This is a genomic window from Streptomyces sp. NPDC058534 (assembly GCF_042717365.1).
Lineage (GTDB): Bacteria > Actinomycetota > Actinomycetes > Streptomycetales > Streptomycetaceae > Streptomyces.
Map to the genome: position 1 here is coordinate 104,156 of NZ_JBHXNW010000014.1, position 17,801 is coordinate 121,956.

A 17,801-nucleotide genomic window follows, 5' to 3' on the forward strand; every position below is an offset into this window, starting at 1 on the left:
GCTCGTCTGCTCCCCCCCCAAGGGCAGATGGGCGGGGCCTTCCTGTGTCAGTCGTTGATGAGGACGGTCACCCGCGTGTCGAGTGCGGCGGCTATGCGCATGAGCTCGCTGAAGCGGGGATCGGCTTCCCCTCGTTCGATGCGCTGGAGGTTGCGCCGGCTCAGCCCGGTCGCCTCGCAGAAGGACTCCTGGGTGTAGTGCGCGGCGGCGCGCATGTCCGCGATGCGTTCGCCCAGCGCCCGGCGCCCTTCGGTGATCCAGTCCGGGTGATCATTAGGCACTCGACAAAAGTGGAGGGTGCATGTTCAGATGTCAGCGCCAGCCCTGGCGCTTTTCGTGACGGTTCGTCATGTCCGTGCTTCGGGCTCTCAAGGCGCCCGCCCCGCTGGAGGTCCGCAAGCCTCCGTCGGGGCGGGCTTCTGACGGCCTTCTGAACTCGCCCGGTCTGAGCCGGACGTACGTCAGCCGCCCGCGCCCAACGTGACCTTCCGTTCCTGCGAGAAGCCGCCCCAGGTGCCGTCGGCCAGCTTGGCCCGGATCCGCACCCGGTGCGTGACACCGGCCTTCCGGCCCGCGTAGAAGCTGTACTCGGCCAGGTCGCGCGGCGCTTCGGCGCCGTAGACCAGGGAGGTCGCCGGACGGCCGTCCAGGTGGATCTGGTACTCGGTGACCGGGTCCCCACGCTGCGCCTTTCCGCAGGTCCCGCCTGTACTTCCGCAGTAAGGCGGTACCCAGGTGAGGTCGAGGTGGTACGCCCCGTCGGCGAGATGGGAGGCCGCGCGCAGATCCGTGGGCGCGGGGGCGCGGCCGTCGTCGGACCCCGGGGTGGAGAGCCGGACGACCGCACTGGCGGGGGAGACGTTGTCGGCGGCGTCCCGCGCCCGCACCGTGAAGGCGTAACGAGTGCCCGGCCGTAGCCCCGTGACCACCGCCGCCGTCTGGGAGCCGCCGACGCTGTGCACCTTCGTGTCGCCCTGGTAGACGTCGTACGAGGCCACCTTGCGGTCGTCCTTCGCGGCGGACCAGGTGAGCTGGACGGCCCGGCCACCCGCCGCCCGGCCCTTGGCGTCCTCCGGGCGGGTCGGGGCCGAGTCGTCCGACACGGCGGCCGGCGTGGTCGCCCGCACCTCCCGGCTGCGCGGTCCGAGCCGCCCGTCGGCGTCGCGCGCCCGCACGGCGAAGGCGTACGCCGTCGAGGGGCGCAGCCGGGTGACGTCCACCATGCGCGCGGACGCCGGCACCTTCTTCACCAACGTGCCGCCGCGGTACACCTCGTAGGTCTCGGCCCCGTCCAGCGCGTTCCACATCACGTGCACCGTCGTCGCGCTGCCCGCCTCGGCGGTGACGCCCATGGGCACGCCGGGCAGCCCACCGGCCTCCCCCTCCCCGCCCGCGCCGGTGCCGCAAGAGGTCAGCAGGACGGCCGCGCCGCAGAGCAGAGGCAGGGCGCACCGGCGCAGGAACACCCCGGGGACGGCGGCGGGAGCGGGAACAGCGGGAACGGGTACGTCTCGCACGGCTCAGCCTCCGGTGGGGCGTCGGTCCGATTCGATGCGACGGCAATGGTCCGGACCAATATGACGCCCGTGACGCGATCACATCAAGAGGGCCGTCACAGATGTCGCCCCGAAAGAGGCCGGAGGAGTCTGGGTGGGTTCGGGCCGGTGGCGCGGACCGCTGTCGTCGCGGATCCCGTGCCGGCGCGGGTGGCGGGGCGGGCCGGGAGCCGGAACAGGCCCGCCCCGCCCGCCCCCGGTCGCGCACCCCTGACGCGGGCGCGGAGGACGGGGCGTGCACCGTCTGGCCCTGTGAAAGGTGGCCGCACGGCCGAATCGGGGACAGATGGGGCCGAGTGCCCGCCCATGTCCCCCAGGAGAGGCCACATCGTGCGTGTCCAGTCGCTGACGCTGGTCGCGGCCAGTGCCGCCCTGATCGCCCCCACGGCGTTCCCCGACGCTCCGCACCCGCTCCGCGCCGACCTCCCGGCGCGGCATCTGGCCGACGACCGGTCCCAGGACGTCCCGGGGCGCGCGAACCGGTCCGGAGTCCGGATCGGACCGGTCCCGGACCGCCCGGCCGGGCCGCCCGTTCCCCCGTTTCGGGTCGGGCCGGGCCCCGGGGCGGGTGCCCGCCCGAAGGGAAGCGGGCGAGAGGCGCCCGTCCGCGCCGCCGACCTGCTGGCCGAGTTACGGGACTGCACGCCCGTCTCGCGCGGGCGCTACCGCAAGGACTCCGGGTCGCCGGCGGACATCCCGGTCTGCGGCAAGCGTGATGCCGTGTACTGGAAGGCCGACCTGGACGTCGACTGCGACGGGGTGCCCGGCGACCGGTGCAACAGTCGCAGCGACCCGCACTTCAGCCCCGCCACCGCGTTCACCGGGTCGGACGGCCGCCCGCTGGACGCCGAACGCCTGCCCTACGTCGTCGTGCCCGAGCCGAGCGACATCTGGGACCACCGCGAGGACGGCGTGCGCGGCGGATCGCTCGCCGTCCTCGTCCACGGGGACCGGGTGCGCTACGCGGTCGTCGGCGACATCGGCCCGCGTGACCTCATCGGCGAGGCGTCCTACGCCGCCGCGAAGGCGCTCGGCGTCCCGGCCGACCCGCACGGGGGCGGTGCCGCGTCCGACGTGACGTACATCATCTTCAAGGGCAGCGAGGCCGAGCCCATCGAGGACCTGGGAGCCGCCGAGAAGGAGGGGGAGCGGCTGGTACGGGAGTTCATGGGCGAGGACTGAGACCGAGACGAACCAGACTTGGTCAGCCCCACCACGCCGTGCTCGGACGCCGCGGTGTCGACCACCACGCCCCCGCCCGCCGGTGAGCTGCGGCCCACGGCCGACGCCCCGGACGGCGCGGCGCGGACCGAACTGGCCGCGGCCCTGCGCAGCGCGCTGCGCGCCGCGGCGGCCGGGCTCACCTGACCGCCCGCCCGCCCCGGTCGCGGCGCCTATGCCTTCCGGTAGGAGTACGCCTCCGCGGCGGCGGCCTCCACGGCCGCGAGGTCGGCGCCCGTCGAGGCCGTCACGACGGCGGCCACCGCGCCCTCGACGAAGGGCGCGTCCACCAGACGGGTGTGGTCCGGGAGTTCGTCGCCCTCGGCGAGCAGGGCCTTGACGGTGAGCACCGCGCTGCCGAGGTCGGTGAGGACGGCGACGCCCGCGCCCCGGTCCACGGACGCGGCGGCCGCCGACACCAGCTCGGAGCTGGTGCCGAACTCGCCGGACGCGGTCCCGCCCGCCGGGGCGACGGGCACGGCCGCGCCACCGCCCGACAGCGTCTTGGCCAGCTCGGCCACGGACGCGGCGACGGCGGCGCTGTGCGACACCAGCACGATCCCGACCAGCTTGTCGTCACTCACCGGCCGCCTCCTCCAGTGCCGCGACGAGCAGTGCCGCCGAGGTGGCCCCGGGGTCCTGGTGCCCGATGCTGCGCTCGCCGAGGTAGCTCGCCCTGCCCTTGCGGGCCTGCAACGGCGTGGTCGCCTCGGCCCCCTCCTCGGCCGCCGTACGCGCCGCGGCGAACGAGTTACCGAGGGCGTCCACGGCCGGCACCAGGGCGTCGATCATCGTCTTGTCACCCGGCGCGGCACCTCCGAGAGCCATTACGGCGTCCACGCCCGTCCGGAACGCCTCCGCCAACCGCTCCCGGCTGACCTCGGGGGCGTCCCCCAGCGACTTGCCGGTACGGCGCAGCAGCGTCCCGTACAGCGGCCCCGAGGCACCGCCGACGGTGGAGATGAGCCGGCGCCCGGCGAGGATCAGGACCGCGCCGGGGGTGTCCGGCGCCTCCTTCTCCAGCGCGGCCGCCACGTCCCTGAACCCCCGCTGGAGGTTGCTGCCGTGGTCGGCGTCGCCGATGGGCGAGTCGAGGGCGGTGAGCCGTTCCGCCTCGCGGTCGACGGACGCGGTGGTGACCGTCATCCAGCGGCGGAAGAAGTCGGCGTCGAGCACAGGGTCTCCTTGCCTGGTAGGTACGTTGCGATCCCTTCCCCGTCCACCGTCACATGCCCCACCTCAGTCCGGGGGTGCTCACCGGCGCGTCCCACAGCCCCAGCAGCTCCTCGTCGATCTCGCACAGGGTGACGGAGGCGCCCGCCATGTCCAGCGAGGTGACGTAGTTGCCGACGAGGGTACGGGCGACGGCGACCCCGCGCCCGCGGAGGATGCGCTGCACCTCGGCGTTGAAGCCGTACAGCTCCAGCAGCGGCGTCGCGCCCATGCCGTTGACCAGGACGAGGACCGGGTTGCGCGGCGCGAGGTCGGTCAGGACCGCGTCCACGGCGGCCTCGGCGATCTCCCCCGAGGTCATCATGGGACGCCGCTCACGGCCGGGCTCCCCGTGGATGCCGATGCCCAGTTCCAGTTCACCCGCCGGGAGGTCGAAGGTCGGGGTGCCCTTGGCGGGCGTGGTGACGGCACTGAGCGCGAAGCCGAAGCTGCGGGAGCTGTCGTTGACCCGCCGGGCGAGCGCCTCCACCTGCTCCAGCGGCCGTCCCTCGTGCGCGGCGGCCCCGGCGATCTTCTCCACGAACAGCGTCGCCCCCGTGCCGCGCCGCCCGGCCGTGTAGAGACTGTCCGTCACCGCGACGTCATCATTGACCAGCACCTTCGCGACCTGGATGCCCTCGTCCTCGGCCAGCTCGGCGGCCATGTCGAAGTTGAGCACGTCGCCGGTGTAGTTCTTGACGACGAACAGCACCCCCGCCCCGCTGTCCACGGCCGCCGCGGCCCGCACCATCTGGTCCGGCACCGGTGAGGTGAACACCTCACCCGGACAGGCCGCCGTGAGCATCCCGGGCCCCACGAACCCGCCGTGCAGCGGCTCGTGCCCGGACCCGCCCCCCGACACCAACGCCACCTGCCCCGCCACCGGCGCGTCCCGCCGCACGATCACCCGGTTCTCGACATCCACGGCCAGCTCGGGATGGGCGGCCGCCATACCGCGCAACGCATCCGCGACCACGGTCTCGGGGACGTTGATGAGCATCTTCATGGGTACCTCCTGGGAAGGGTGGCGGGTCATCGGATTGCTCGGACGACCGGGCAGTTCGCGGCCGGGGCGCCGCTGTCGGCAGTATCGACCTTGCGACAGCGAAGGTCACGCGCCGGAAGGTCCTGGGCGTGCCCTCGTACAAGGACCGCTTCATGTGTGAAGGTCACCGGTTCATGGGGACGGTCATGGGCGGGGTGCCTCCGCAGGATGCGCGGACGACCAGGGTGGGCCACAACTGGACGCGGTGGACGGGTCGTTCGACCGGGTCGGAGGCACGGGCCAGAGCCATCTCGGCGGCCAGGGCGCCGAGCCGACGCTTCTGCGGGCGTACGGCCGTCAGGGGAGGGTCGGCGGCGGCGGCCACTTCGTCGTCGTAGGTGATGACGGCGAGGTCGTCCGGGACGGTGAGACCGTGTTCGTGGGCGCGTTCGATCAGGCCGATGGCTTCGCTGTCGGAGTGTACGAACAGCCCCGTGGCGCCCGCTTCGCGACAGGTGCGGAGTGTGGCGTCGTAGGCGTCCGCCCACCCGGAGGATCCGTACGGAGGCACGTCGTGTGCGAGACCGGCGTGGTCCGGGAGGCCAAGTGAGCCGATGGTTTCCTGCCATCCTTCGCGCAGGGCCTTGGTGGTCGGGCTGAAGCGTGCGGTGACGAAGGCGATGCGGCGGTGGCCGAGTGTGACCAAGTGCCGTACGGCCAGGCCCGCGCCGAGGCTGTGGGCGGTGGTGGCGGCGTCGAGAGGCAGGGTGGGCAGAGTCGGCGGCGGCAGCCGTTCGACGAGGACGACGGGGACGTTCAGCGTGCCGAGCCAGCGCAGCAGGTCCTGGCCCGCGTCGCCGGTGTTGGTGGGTGCGACGAGCAGGGTGCGCACGCCGCGGTCGAGGAGTCCGGTCACCTGGCGCCGGTCCTCCGTCGCGTCGTAGGCGGAGGCGCGCAGCACCAGTCGCCCGCCCGTGGAGGCCACGGCCGCCTGCGCTCCCTGGATGACGGCCGGCCAGTAGTACTCGACGGTGGGGACAACCATGCCGACGATGGCCTGGTCGGGCAGCCGACCGCGGGCGAGGATCCCCCGGGTGACTCTCTCGTCGGCTCCCGCACTGCGGTAGGGCACGGTGACCCCACCGTGGACCCGCGTGACCAGTCCCCGGTCGGCCAGCGTCGTGACGTCCCGGCGGACGGTCACGGCGGTGACGCCGAGCCGTTCGACCAGATCGGCCAGGCGCACGGTGCCGTGCTCCCGGACGGTGGCGAGAATGAACTCCTGCCGCTCCGATGCCAACACCATGGTGACCCTTCGTTCTGATCGTTTCGTTTCGTTCGGCTGCTGTTGTGTCCCCTCAGTTCTATCGCGGGAGGCTCAGATCCTGTGCACCGGTGCCCAGGGGGGCCACTTTGGGTTTCTTTCGCTATCGATTCTGATCGATCTGTTTCGTTCTCGTTGACCGAAAATCGCGCAGCGGCTGAAGTGTGCGAACACCTTCCTGCCTGAAAGGAAACCCCAGGTGTTCGGTTTCTCCTCCGACGTCGGCAACTGGTCGCGGAGGTCCCTGCTGCGGACCTCCTCGGGCTTGGGCGCCGCGCTTCTCGCCGGCGGCGCACTCACCAGTTGTTCGAGCCGGGCCTCCGGAGCCACACGTGTACGGGCCGTCTTCCTCCCCCTGCTGAGCAATCCCTTCGGCGTCTACCTCGCACGTACCTTCGCGGACGCGGCCGTGCCCGACGAGGTCCTGGAGGCGGCGCGCCTCGACGGGGCCGGTGAGTTCCGCATCTTCCTGACCGTCGCCCTGCCGATGATGGCGCCCGGGTTCGTCACCATCCTGCTGTTCCAGTTCGTCAGCATCTGGAACAACTTCTTCCTGCCGCTGGTGATGCTCACCGACCCCGAGCTGTTCCCCATGACACTCGGCATCTACCAGTGGAACACCCGCGCCCCGCAGTTCCCCGACTACAACCCCCTGGTCATCACCGGTTCCCTGCTCGCCGTCGTGCCGCTGATCACCGCCTTCGTGGTGCTGCAACGCCAGTGGCGCAGCGGCCTGTCCGCAGGGAGCGTCAAGTGACCGCGACCGTACCCACCCACACCGGTCCGAACGCGTCCCGCCGCAGACCCCAAACCCTGCTGCTGATGAACGACCGGACTCTGCGCACCCAGTTCGGACGGGAAGAACTGGCCAGGCTGCGTGCCGCCGCTTCCCTCGGGCAACCGCTCAGCGCCTCGCACCTGGACTCCGGCACCGTCCGCGCCCGCCTCGCCGAAGTGGAGGTACTCGTCACCTCCTGGGGCTGCCCGGTTCTGGACCGTCAAGTGCTGCGAGCGGCTCCGCGCCTTCGGGCGGTGCTGCACGCCGCGGGATCGGTGCGCGCTCACGTCCCGGACGCCGTGTTCGACCGTGGCCTGCTCGTGACCACGGCCGCCGACAGCAACGCCGAGCCCGTCGCCCAGTACACGCTCGGCGCGGTCCTCTGGGCGTTCAAGAAGGCGCCGTTCCTCGCCATGGACGCACGCCGCTTCCGCGAGGACTGGAGCTACCTGCACGGCCGTGGGGAACTGAGCGGCCGCGACCGCACCGTCGTCATCGTCGGCTTCTCCCGCACCGGCCGCCGCGTCGTCGACCTCCTGAACACCCTGGCCCTGGCCCGCGTCCTGGTCGTCGACCCCGTGGCGGACCCCGCCGAGATCACCGCGGCGGGAGCCGAACCGGCCCAGCTCGCGCAGGCGCTCCCACAGGCCGACGTACTCAGCCTGCACGCGCCGGAACTGCCCGAGACCCGGCACATGATCGGCGCGGCGCAACTGGCAGCGCTGCCCCCAGGTGCGGTGCTCATCAACACCGCCCGGGAGTCTTTGGTCGACGCCGCCGCGCTGGAGGCGGCCTGCCGCGCCGGCCTCCACGCGGTCCTGGACGTCACCGACCCCGAACCGCTGCCCGCCGACAGCATCCTGTACGACCTCCACAACGTCGTCCTCACTCCGCACATAGCCGGCTCCCTCGGCTCCGAGACCCGCACCATGGCCGGCGCCGCACTCACCGAACTGGAGCGCTACGCCACGGGTCTGCCCCCACTCGCACCGGTCACCAGGCAGTCCCTGACCGTGCAGGCATGACCGGGTCCCCGGCCGAACACCGACCAGATGTCCCAGATGCCCATTCAGCTCAGGAGGAGAGTCATGAACAATCCGCACCCCAGCCGGAGGACCGTACTGCGGGCGGGCGGCGTGACGGGCCTCGCGGCCGCCGTCGGCCTGACCGCCCACTCGGCCCAGGCGGCTCCCGCCGCCGCCGACCGGGCCCCGCACATCGTCGACCTGGGCCCGGCCGTGCGCCAGTTCTCGCTCATGAGCGCGCTGCTGATCGGAGACACCGCCTACATCGGATCTCGCAACATCGAGCCCGCCCAGATCATCGCCGTGGACCTGCCGACCCAGAAGATGGTGGCACGGACCGACCTGGCCAACGGCCACTCCATCCAGGCACTCGCCGCCGATGACAGCGGCAGGTACCTGTACGCGGGCATCCTGCAGAAGGCATCCAGCGGCAGTGCCAATCTCTTCCGCTGGGACCTGCACTCGCCCGACAGGCCGGCCGAACCCCTCGGCTCCATCGCCGACCGTGACGTACGCGCACTCGCCGTCGCACCCGACGGTGTCGTCTACGCCGTCGGCGGTGGCAGCGGCACCGCCCCGGCCCTGTGGGAGTACGACCCCGCGACCGGCGAGATCCGCAACGTGGGGACGCCGGACCCGGAAGTCACCCTCGCGCGGGCCGTCGCGGCGACCCGTACCCACGCCTTCTTCGGCGCGGGCACCACGTTCAACGGCGGCGGCGACACCAGCAGGGCCGCCCTCTACGTCTACGACCGGTCCGCGAAGTCCTTCACCTCGATCGCGCCCTCGGAGCTGCTGGGCGATCCGAGCATCCGTGATCTCGCGGTCCTCGGTGACAGGCTCGCCGTGAGTACCGCCGGCTCCACGGAAGACGCCAAGGTCGCGCTCCTGGACCTGAACGATCTGTCCTCGTACCAGGTCGCGACATCGATCGGCAAGGTCGCCAAATCGTTCGCGATGATCGGCGACACCGTCTACTACGCCAACGAAGAGGGCCTGCTCGCCTACCGGCCGAGGACGAACGCGATCTCACCCGTCCGGTTCGACGGACCGGAACTCGGCGAGATCTGGGGCGTGGACAGCCGCGCGGGCAAGGCCGTCGTCACCTCGGCATACGGCTTCGTGGCCCAGATCGATCCGGAGCGGGGGACCGCAGCCGTCACCGACCTCGGCAGGGCCGGCGCGCCCATGGCCCCGCAGACGGTGATGGGCATCGCCGCCGGTGGCGGTTACGTCTACGTGGGCGGAAACGCGACGATCGCCCGCCACACACTCGGCAGCGACGAGGTCGTCAACCTCCGCGCCCCCGGCGAGGCCAAGGACGCCATCGTCGTCAACCGCGTGCTGTACACCGGCCAGTACAACTCCCAGGGCATCTGGCGGTACGACCCCCGCACCGGCGAGATCGGCCAGGCGGCACACTTCCCGTCCGAGCAGAACCGCCCGCTGGACGTCACCTTCGACGAGGACAACGGTCTCGTACTCGCCGGAGTGCAGTCCGACACCGAAGGGGGCGGAGCACTGTGGACGTACCATCCCCGGACCAACCGCTGCCGGCACTTCGCCAACCCCGTCGACGAGTCGCAGTGCGTCCGCGGGATCGCAAGCAGGAACGGCGTCGCCTTCCTCGGCGGTGACAACACCACCCCCACCGGGCCGCGCAGCACCGTCGTCGCGTTCGACCCGGTGGCCGGCGAAGAGCTGTGGCGGGTGGACCCGCGGCAGTCGGCGGGCACCGCCGCTCTCGCGGTACGCGGACGCCACCTCTACGGCCTGTCACGCAAGGGCGGCCTCTTCGTCATCGACATCCCGCGGCGCAAGCTGATCCACCGCGCGGACGTCAGCTCGGTCAGCAACGGCTTCGCAGCCATGGTGACCAACCGCGGTGTCGTCTACGGCGTCTCGGACACCAGCGTCTTCCGCTTCCACCCGAGGACCTTCGCCGTCTCCGTCGTCGTCCCCGACATCGACGGCGGCTGGTACAGCGGCTCCCACATCGCCCATGACGAGCGTGGCCGTCTCTACACGATGCGGGGCCGCACGCTCGTCCAGATCACCGACCACCACCGGTAGTGACAACCCGTTCCAGGGAGCTTCCATGAAGAAAGTACACAAGAGGATCTGCGTCGCCGTCTGCATGGCCACGATCGCCGGCACCGGATACGCCGCGACCGCCTCCGCGACGCCGGAGGCCGGGCCTCGTCCCCGGACGGCACTCGCGACGTCCAGCCTGCTCGGGGTCGACTACGAGTCCGGCACCCTGGACTCCGGCATCGCGGGCCTCACCACGACTCACGCCGAGGCCCCCGACGCCTCCAAGGTCGAGAGCGGCGGCGACGGGAGCTCACGCTCGATCTCCCACAAGGTGACGCTGGACGACCCGGACTACGTGTCCGACGGGGCACCCCGCAGTGAGAGCGCGAACAACGAGCTGGAGGCGTCGCTCATCCATGTGGGCGACGTGCACCGCTACGAGTTCAGCGTCATGCTCAAGGACTGGGAGACGGGCAAGGGGAGCGCCGGCGACATCATCTTCCAGGGCAAGCACGCCGGCGGGAACAAGCCGTCGTTCTACCTCATGGCGAAGCGCAACGAGATCGCGTTCCGTTCCCCGCTCCTGGAATTGCAGGCGCCGGTGGTCGAGGACTTCCGTGACTACACCAACAAGTGGATGCGGTTCCGTGTCGACGTCCGCTGGGCCGAGGACAGGACCGGGTACTACAAGGTGTCCGCCCAGCTCCCGGGGGAGTCGGATTTCACGCTCAAGAAGACGTACACCGACGTCAACACCTTCCACCCGGAGAACCCCACGACCTTCGGCTACATCAAGTGGGGCCTGTACCGCCCGGCCTCCTCGACGCAAGCGGGCGATCCTGTGACACGAGTGGTCCAGCACGACAACATCCGAGTCATCGACCTGGGCCGGAGCGACTGAACCGCCCGAGCCGGAACTGTGGCTTCCACCACAGCCAATACGATCTTGTCCTGCTGAGATTGCCGGATGCTCGGTTTCCTCGTCCGGCTCCTGCCCTTCTGGGTTCGTGAGCCTCTGTTCATCGTGGTCGGGGCCGTTTTCGGCGTACGCATCATGTATCTCGCCCTCCGCGACGACGAATGGGTGGCGGCCGGGATCGGCGTGGTGTTCCTGGTGTTCACCGCGGTGCGCGTCCACACGGTGGTCCGTGCCCTGCGCGCCCGCCGGAACCCGAGCCCGGCGGCCTCCGCGGACGGGGCGGTGGCCGGCGCTGCCGCCCAGCCGCAGACTCACGCTGCAGCAGGGCAGCGTCCCACCCCGGCCGCTCCGGAGAAGGAACCCAACGCGTGGGCCCAGGCCGTAGCGGCCGTGGCCGTGTTCGCGGCACTCGGGGCCGCGGTGTGGCTGGCCCCGCAGCTGCAGCCCTCCGACGACGACAGCACGCCGCGGGCCGCCTCGTGTTCGAGCGGGGAAGGCGAGGAGCTGCCGAGCGCCTACGAGAAGATGCCCCAGGCCGTGACCGGCGACGAACTGTGCAAGGCGCTCAACAGGCCCGACCTGGCCCAGCTCCTGGGAACGCCCGCGGAGACCGCCACTGTGGCGTCCGGCACCAGCAACACTGCTCCCCTGACCGACGGAAAGGTCGCCCAGCCGGAGGCTGAGGTCCAGTTCGACACCTACACCGTGAACGTCTCGGCCACGTACAACAAGCTGTCGATTGCCCAGTACGTGAACCTGATGAAATTCGGCGAGGAGACGGACGTCAAGAAGCTCGCGGTCCTCGGCCGGCCCGCGGTCCTCGCCTCGGATCACACCATGAAGATCGAGATCAATCTCGGGAGCGGTGCGTCCGGCGGACCGGTCGAGCAAGGCCCTCTGGCCAGAACACTGTCCGTGGCCTTTGACGGGGAAGACCAGGGCGGCTACTACGACATCACCGTGTGGAGCACGTCCGGAGCCCTCCCGGACGACAGCGCCCTCCTCGATATCGCCGAGCAGGTTCTTCCGACGATCCCCGAACGGACCTAGGCGTTCGGGGTCTCCAGCGCCGCCATTCCGTCCAGGGTGAGAAGGCGGGCGTTCTCCATGGCCGTGACCGTCCAGCGGTCTTCCTGCCAGACCATCACAAGAGGCTGCATGACGTAGCGCGTCGGGCGTCCACACGGTTCCACGCCCCGTACATCCGGTGCGGACGTTGCGTGTCCGTGCACGGTTCCTCGAAGAGCCTGTGGGGCCGGCGGAGAGAGATGTGGTGGGCCGCGGCGACGTTGGCCGGGGTGAGGTCCTGGTCGGACAGCCGGGCTTCGATGTAGCCGAGTATCCGGCCACGCAGTACATCGTCGGAAGCCGGGCGCACGTCGTGCAACTGCGCCTCCAAGGCCACCGAGTTCAGCTCGATCACCGCGGCCCCCGACCGTTGCGCCTCACCGGCGCGGAGTCCGGTCAGCGACTGGACCATGTCCCGCACCAGTGCGGACACCAACGCGCCCCCTGGAGGAGGTGTGGTGTGAGAAATACCTGACAGTGTCAAGTAAATCTCGCACTGCCAAAGCCCCTTGCTGCCTGGATAGCTTCATGGCCACACCCCCACCACCAGCGCGGGCCCAGGGTTCACGCCGTCAGAATGCAAGGAGAAAGTGCGTGTTTGAACGCATAGCCGAACTGGCGATCCGCCGGTCCCGGCTGGTACTCGTCATCACAGCTGTGGCCGTGGTCCTCATGGGAGTCCTGGGCGCCGGCGCGTTCGGCAAGCTCCTGCCTGGTGGCTTTGACGACCCGTCCTCCCAGTCCAGCAAGGCCAAGACGGTCATCAGCGACAAGTTCGGCGGGGAGTCCAACCTGGTCCTGCTGGTCCGTGCCCCCGAGGGCGGCGTCGACGCCGCGGCCGTCAAGCTGCAGGGCATGAAGATGGCGGCCGACCTCAAGAAGGAGGACACGGTCGCGAACGTGATCTCGTACTGGGACACGGGCAACCCGGACCTCCGTTCCAAGGACGGCGACCAGGCGATGGTGCTCGCCCATGTGAAGGGCGGTGACACCAAGGAGCGGGAGAACGCCAAGGAGATCATCGACGAGTACACCGGTTCGAAGGACGCCGGGCTCACCGTCGAGGCCGGCGGCACCGCGGCCGTGGGTGACGACATGGGGGCCTACTCCTCCGAGGACCTCGTCCTTGCCGAGGCGATCGCGCTGCCCCTGACCCTCCTGCTGCTCCTCTTCGTCTTCGGCAGTGTGGTCTCGGCTCTGCTGCCGCTGGTCATCGGGCTCATCGCGATCGTAGGTACGTTCGCGGAACTCTTCCTCCTCGGCAGCGCCACCAGTATCTCCATCACCGCCACCAACCTGACCACCGCCCTGGGACTCGGCCTCGGCATCGACTACGCGCTGCTGATGGTCAGCCGGTTCCGCGAACAGCTCGCGAAGGGCGCGAGCGTGGACGACGCCGTCCGGCACACCGTGAACACCGCGGGCCGTACGGTCGCCTTCTCCGCCGCCACGGTAGCGGTCGCGCTCGCGGCGCTGCTGGTGTTCCCGCAGTACTTCCTGCGCTCGTTCGGGTACGCCGGGGTCGGTGTGGTCGCCATCGCCGCCATCAGCACCCTGTTCGTGATGCCGGCCCTGCTCAAGGTCCTGGGGCACCGGGTCAACAAGGGACAGCTGCCGTGGGCGAAGAAGGCGAAGCTGCACGATTCCCGGGAGCCCTTCTGGGGCCGGCTGGCCCGTACGGCCATGCGGCGTCCCGCCCTCACCGCGCTGCCGGTGCTCGCGGTGCTGCTGCTGGCGGCGAGCCCGCTGCTGGGCATCACCATCGGTATCGCCGACGAGCGCTCCCTGCCCGAGGACGCCAAGAGCCGCCAGGTCTCGGCCGCGCTGGAGAAGAACTTCAACGGCAGCGACGCGGCGGCCATCCACGTGGTCATGGACAAGTCCGTCGGCAAGGCGCCGCTGGACTCGTACGCGGGCAAGCTCTCGGAGCTCGACGGCGTGGTCCGCGTCGAGGCATCCACCGGGACCTACACCGACGGGCAGGCCGCGGCGCCCAGTCCGCGCAACGCCGCGCTCGGCCGCCCCGAAGCCCAGCGGATCAACGTGGTGAGCGACCTGACACCGATGTCGGACGCGGCCCAGGACCTGGTCAAGGACGTACGAGCGGTCGAAGCACCCGAGGGGACAGACCCCTTGGCGGGCGGTAGGGACGCCGCACTGGTCGACTCCAAGGACTCCATCACCAGCCTGATTCCGCTCGCCGGCGGCCTGATCGCCCTCACCACCTTCATCCTGCTGTTCCTGTTCACCGGCAGCGTGGTGCAGCCGCTGCGGGCGCTGGTGCTCAACATCGTCAGCCTGGGAGCGGCCCTCGGCGTCATGACGTGGATGTTCCAGGACGGCCACTTCTCCGACCTGTTCGGCTTCACACCGCAGCCGATGGAGGTGTCGATGACGTTGCTGATGTTCTGCATCGCCTTCGGCCTCTCGATGGACTACGAGGTGTTCGTCACCAGCCGGATCAAGGAGCTGCACGACGAGGGCGCGGACAACGAGACCGCGGTGGTCAACGGGCTCGGGCACACGGGACGCATCGTCAGCGCGGCGGCCTGTCTGCTGGCGGTGAGCTTCTTCGCCTTCGGGACGGCCGGCATCAGCTACATGCAGATGTTCGGTCTGGGCAGCGGCCTGGCCATCCTCATCGACGCCGTCGCCGTGCGCGGCGTTCTCGTGCCCGCCGCGATGCGCGTGCTCGGCCGCTCGGCCTGGTACGCGCCGCCGTTCCTGCGGAAGGTGCACGACCGCTTCGGCCTCAGCGAGGGCGGCCACGAGCCGGCGCCCGTGGCGGAGCGGACGTACGAGAAGGACCCGACGGGAGTCTGATCCTTGCGACAGTGATCGCCCCAGCGGCGTCCAGTCCCGGCAGCGACAGTCGTGTCACTGCCGGGACCTTCGCCTTCCGCGCCCGCGGGTCGCGTGCGGAGCGTGGTGCGGGCAGCGGACGCGTACCCCTGGGAGCACCCCCGCAACCGGACGTGGATCATCCTCATCGGCGCGGTGACCTTCGCCGGCTTCTTCGTCGCCCGCGCGGGCGGCGAGGGTGTAGCGGCCGTCGGCCGGGTCGGGGGTCCGTACGACCCAGCCGCGCTCCCCCATCCGCAGCGTGCGCTGCGGGGCCTCGGAGAGGTGGCTGAGCACGAGGTACTCGAACAGGGTGAGGCCGTGCTCCTGCCGCAGCGGCGACTCCAGCTTGCCGGGCAGCAGCAGGACGAGGGAGATCAGTCCCGTCCACGCCGCCTTCTCCTGCTCGTCGAGCCACCGCAGCTCCTCATCACCCTCGTGTTCTCCGGAACTCATGCAAGGGGAAACGCAGCCCTATGGACAGGAAGAGGGAGCACCATGAGCACCGTCACTTTCGGCGTCACCCCGGGCTTCGGTGAGAAGCTCCACGAGGCCCTCGGCTACCACCGGGGGATGACGCCGTCGGCGACGACCACAACAGGGTCATGGCCGAGCAGTTCCGCCGTCGCCTCGACGGCCGCGCGCCGATCTGGACCGAGACCGGCGTCACGGTCCTCGGCCTCGCGGCCATGCGCGTGGAGATCCGCGGCACCGCCATCGTCGGCTAGGCGTGCCGCTCCGTGTAGTGCCTCCGGAGCAGGTCCGTTCCCCAGTCGTGGCGGGTGTGGCGCCAGACCGAGTGGGCGTGGTTGCCGTCGTCCTGGGTGTTGTCGTACTCGATGAGGAAATCCGGGGCGCGGACGCAGTAGTAGTGCCGGTCTCCCGGGACGAGGCCGCCGGCCCAGGCGAAGGAGAGGGAACCCAGTCCGCGGGTCACGGCGTCGGACCAGCACTCCTGCGCGTACGCCGCGGGCGCGCGGTCGAGATAGCGGCGCACCAGGGACTCCAGGAGGCGCTGCTGACCGGGCGTCATGCGGTCGTGGGTCAGGCCGTCCGGAAGGACGCTCGGATCGGCGAAGGGGTCGGCCCGGGTCAGGATGTCGTCCGGCGGCGTGGCGGCGAAGAGCGCCTCGGCCCGCGCACCGCCGTCCAGGCCCGTGATCAGCTCCCTGGCCAGGTCCTCCTCCGGGCCCAGGAGCCGGCGGCCGGCCTGGGGGCCGCTGCCGATGCGGGCCGGTTCCGAGCCGACGAAGTGCGGCGTCATCCGGATCCCGGCCGCCGTGACCAGTACGTGTACCGCGAGGTGGTGGCCGTTCATCCGCCAGCCCCAGGGTTCGTCGCCGTCCGGGTCGCCGAGCAGCCGCACCCAGTAGCGGTCCGCACCCACGGACCCCTGCCGGGCGCGGCGATGCCGTTCCACCTCGACCGCCCCGCGCGCCAGCTCCGCTCCCGGCACGCTGTGCGCCGTGGCCAGGAGCGCGTCGACCGCCTCACGCTGCCGGTCGTCGAGCCCCTCGGTGGAGAGCCCGGGGCGCGGGCCCGGCAGGTAGGTCCACTCGCGCAGCTCCGGCGCGTCCAACCGGTCGGGCCCTGCGCGCAGTTCACGCACCTGCTCCGGCTCCAGGACGGCCAGCAGTGCACGGGCCGCCTCCCGCATCCCGGAGGCGATGTGCTTCGACGGAATCTCGCCCACGCTTCTCCTCCCGCTGACGGCCACTCGGCCGGCAACGGGCTTCATTCTGCGCGCAGATTCCCGTACCTGCATGTCTCCGCAGTCAGGAATCGCTCACCCTGACGCGCTCGCCGTCACCCTCGGGCTGTCCCCGTCGGCACCTCCGGACGTCATCGAGCTGCTCGTGGCGGCGTCGCGACGGGCGGCCAGGAGTGAGCTGGCGGTGGTCGGGACGGACACGCTGCTGGGCGGTCGTGTGTGAGGCCCTCGACCAGGCAGGGCTGCGACTCGGCCGGATCGACGCCGTCGCCGTCACGACCGGCCCCGGGCTCTCCGGCGCCCTCCAGGTCGGCCTCGCCGGAGCCGAGTCGCTCGCCTACTGGGCGGGGTGCCGCTGTACGGGGTGCATCACCTGGCCGGACACGTCGCCGCGGACACGCTGGAGCACGGGCCGCTGCCCACTCCGTGCGTCGTGCTGATCGTCTCCGGCGGACACACCTCGCTGCTGCTCGTGCGGGACCTGGTGCGTGAGCCGATCCTGCACCTGGGGGACACCCTCGACGACGGGGCGGGGGAGTGCTTCGTCTTCACCTCCACCCTCTCGGACCTCTACAGCGCGGTCACGGCCGCGATCGGCGCGCTCAAGGGCCCGTTGCACGGCGGCGCCAACGAGGCCGTGACGCACATGCTGCTGGAGATCGGCGACCCGTGGCGGGCCGAGGCGTGGCTGGACGACGCGCTGGCGACCAAGCGGAAGATCATGGGCTCGGCCACCGTGTCTACAAGCACGGCGACTCCCGGGTCCCGATCATGCAGCACCCCCTCGACGGGCTGGTGGCGCGTGCCGCCGACCCCGAGGTGACCCGGCTCGCCACCCTGCACGCGGCCCTGGGGCACGCCACGTTCGACCGCAAGGGCATCCATCCCGACCTGGACTACCCGGCCGGACTCGCCTACCACCTCATGGGCTTCGACATCCCCGCCTTCACGCCGGTCTTCGTGATGAGCCGCATCACCGGCTGGACGGCGCACATCACCGAGCAGCTGGCCCACAACGCGCTGATCCGCCCCCTGGCCTCGTACGACGGCCCGGGCCAACGCACGGTGCCGGGCACCGCCCAGCCCGTGCGCTGAACCGGATGTCAGTGCCGTGGTCCATACTCGTG

General features: G+C 70.9%; 18 protein-coding genes and 3 pseudogenes. 12 read left to right on the forward strand and 9 right to left on the reverse strand.

The window, feature by feature from the left end:
• Positions 1-47: 47 nt before the first annotated feature.
• Together ACFWR9_RS11690 and ACFWR9_RS11695 are read right to left on the reverse strand one after the other, a co-directional pair.
• Positions 48-281 (reverse strand): helix-turn-helix domain-containing protein, encoded by a 234-nt coding sequence (locus ACFWR9_RS11690; protein WP_383839270.1) that lies wholly within the window; start codon positions 279-281, stop codon positions 48-50.
• A gap of 180 nt (positions 282-461) precedes the next feature.
• Positions 462-1,517 carry a fibronectin type III domain-containing protein gene (locus ACFWR9_RS11695; RefSeq protein ID WP_383839273.1) on the reverse strand — a complete coding sequence of 352 codons (1,056 nt, stop codon included), beginning with the start codon at positions 1,515-1,517 and terminating at the stop codon, positions 462-464.
• A gap of 369 nt (positions 1,518-1,886) precedes the next feature.
• On the opposite strand from ACFWR9_RS11695, the gene ACFWR9_RS11700 reads away from it, so the two are divergent.
• Together ACFWR9_RS11700 and ACFWR9_RS11705 are read left to right on the forward strand one after the other, a co-directional pair.
• Positions 1,887-2,738, forward strand: a complete 852-nt coding sequence (locus ACFWR9_RS11700; RefSeq protein WP_383839276.1) for a glycoside hydrolase family 75 protein — start codon at positions 1,887-1,889, stop codon at positions 2,736-2,738.
• An 18-nt stretch (positions 2,739-2,756) separates the two neighbouring features.
• Positions 2,757-2,924, forward strand: a complete 168-nt coding sequence (locus ACFWR9_RS11705; RefSeq protein ID WP_383839279.1) for a hypothetical protein — start codon at positions 2,757-2,759, stop codon at positions 2,922-2,924.
• Between the two features lie 26 nt (positions 2,925-2,950).
• Here the strand turns inward: ACFWR9_RS11705 and ACFWR9_RS11710 are convergent, their stop codons facing one another.
• The 4 genes from ACFWR9_RS11710 to ACFWR9_RS11725 all read right to left on the reverse strand — a co-directional run bounded on the left by ACFWR9_RS11710 (position 2,951) and on the right by ACFWR9_RS11725 (position 6,280).
• Entirely contained in the window at positions 2,951-3,361 is a 411-nt protein-coding gene (locus tag ACFWR9_RS11710; RefSeq protein WP_383839280.1) for a PTS-dependent dihydroxyacetone kinase phosphotransferase subunit DhaM, read from the reverse strand.
• Positions 3,354-3,953 carry a dihydroxyacetone kinase subunit DhaL gene (gene dhaL, locus ACFWR9_RS11715; protein WP_383839282.1) on the reverse strand — a complete coding sequence of 200 codons (600 nt, stop codon included), beginning with the start codon at positions 3,951-3,953 and terminating at the stop codon, positions 3,354-3,356. Before dhaL ends, ACFWR9_RS11710 begins: the two co-directional genes overlap by 8 nt.
• Before the next feature lie 49 nt (positions 3,954-4,002).
• Entirely contained in the window at positions 4,003-4,995 is a 993-nt protein-coding gene (dhaK, locus tag ACFWR9_RS11720; RefSeq protein WP_383839285.1) for a dihydroxyacetone kinase subunit DhaK, read from the reverse strand.
• 163 nt (positions 4,996-5,158) lie between these two features.
• Complete coding sequence (locus ACFWR9_RS11725) at positions 5,159-6,280, reverse strand: substrate-binding domain-containing protein (protein ID WP_383839288.1); 1,122 nt, start codon at positions 6,278-6,280, stop codon at positions 5,159-5,161.
• Positions 6,281-6,638: 358 nt separating this feature from the next.
• Here ACFWR9_RS11725 and ACFWR9_RS11730 point away from each other — a divergent pair.
• The 5 genes and pseudogenes from ACFWR9_RS11730 to ACFWR9_RS11750 all read left to right on the forward strand — a co-directional run.
• A pseudogene (locus tag ACFWR9_RS11730) lies at positions 6,639-7,055 on the forward strand (carbohydrate ABC transporter permease); the annotation flags it as partial.
• 65 nt (positions 7,056-7,120) lie between these two features.
• Entirely contained in the window at positions 7,121-8,101 is a 981-nt protein-coding gene (locus ACFWR9_RS11735) for a hydroxyacid dehydrogenase (RefSeq protein WP_383839363.1), read from the forward strand.
• Positions 8,102-8,164: 63 nt separating this feature from the next.
• Positions 8,165-10,174, forward strand: coding sequence for a PQQ-binding-like beta-propeller repeat protein (locus tag ACFWR9_RS11740; RefSeq protein ID WP_383839290.1), 2,010 nt, complete (start codon positions 8,165-8,167; stop codon positions 10,172-10,174).
• 25 nt (positions 10,175-10,199) lie between these two features.
• Positions 10,200-11,036, forward strand: a complete 837-nt coding sequence (locus tag ACFWR9_RS11745) for a heparin lyase I family protein (RefSeq protein WP_383839293.1) — start codon at positions 10,200-10,202, stop codon at positions 11,034-11,036.
• 66 nt (positions 11,037-11,102) lie between these two features.
• A complete protein-coding gene (locus tag ACFWR9_RS11750; RefSeq protein WP_383839296.1) occupies positions 11,103-12,104 on the forward strand; it encodes a DUF6215 domain-containing protein in 1,002 nt (333 codons plus the stop codon).
• Positions 12,105-12,198: 94 nt separating this feature from the next.
• Here ACFWR9_RS11750 and ACFWR9_RS11755 read toward each other — a convergent pair whose 3' ends face one another.
• Entirely contained in the window at positions 12,199-12,555 is a 357-nt protein-coding gene (locus ACFWR9_RS11755; protein WP_383839299.1) for a hypothetical protein, read from the reverse strand.
• 161 nt (positions 12,556-12,716) lie between these two features.
• Here ACFWR9_RS11755 and ACFWR9_RS11760 point away from each other — a divergent pair, with 161 nt between their 5' ends.
• Positions 12,717-14,945: an MMPL family transporter gene (locus ACFWR9_RS11760; RefSeq protein WP_383839302.1), complete on the forward strand. Its 2,229-nt coding sequence runs from the start codon at positions 12,717-12,719 to the stop codon at positions 14,943-14,945.
• Between the two features lie 54 nt (positions 14,946-14,999).
• Here ACFWR9_RS11760 and ACFWR9_RS11765 read toward each other — a convergent pair whose 3' ends face one another.
• A complete protein-coding gene (locus tag ACFWR9_RS11765) occupies positions 15,000-15,419 on the reverse strand; it encodes a hypothetical protein (RefSeq protein WP_383839305.1) in 420 nt (139 codons plus the stop codon).
• A gap of 149 nt (positions 15,420-15,568) precedes the next feature.
• Between ACFWR9_RS11765 and ACFWR9_RS11770 the strand changes: the two genes are divergently transcribed.
• The gene (locus tag ACFWR9_RS11770) at positions 15,569-15,691 is read left to right on the forward strand and encodes a hypothetical protein (RefSeq protein WP_383839309.1); all 123 of its coding nucleotides are present in this window, start codon (positions 15,569-15,571) and stop codon (positions 15,689-15,691) included.
• Here the strand turns inward: ACFWR9_RS11770 and ACFWR9_RS11775 are convergent.
• Positions 15,688-16,656 (reverse strand): DUF3500 domain-containing protein, encoded by a 969-nt coding sequence (locus ACFWR9_RS11775; RefSeq protein WP_383839312.1) that lies wholly within the window; start codon positions 16,654-16,656, stop codon positions 15,688-15,690. The two genes, ACFWR9_RS11770 and ACFWR9_RS11775, sit on opposite strands and share 4 nt — an antisense overlap.
• 70 nt (positions 16,657-16,726) lie before the next feature.
• On the opposite strand from ACFWR9_RS11775, the gene ACFWR9_RS11780 reads away from it, so the two are divergent.
• From ACFWR9_RS11780 to ACFWR9_RS11790, 3 genes and pseudogenes are all read left to right on the forward strand, one after another.
• The gene (locus ACFWR9_RS11780; protein WP_383839315.1) at positions 16,727-16,897 is read left to right on the forward strand and encodes a hypothetical protein; all 171 of its coding nucleotides are present in this window, start codon (positions 16,727-16,729) and stop codon (positions 16,895-16,897) included.
• Positions 16,887-17,218, forward strand: a pseudogene (locus tag ACFWR9_RS11785) (tRNA (adenosine(37)-N6)-threonylcarbamoyltransferase complex transferase subunit TsaD); the annotation flags it as partial. The gene ACFWR9_RS11780 and the pseudogene ACFWR9_RS11785, both read left to right, overlap by 11 nt.
• Positions 17,219-17,769 (forward strand): annotated as a pseudogene (locus ACFWR9_RS11790) (citrate/2-methylcitrate synthase); the annotation flags it as partial.
• Positions 17,770-17,801 lie beyond the last annotated feature (32 nt).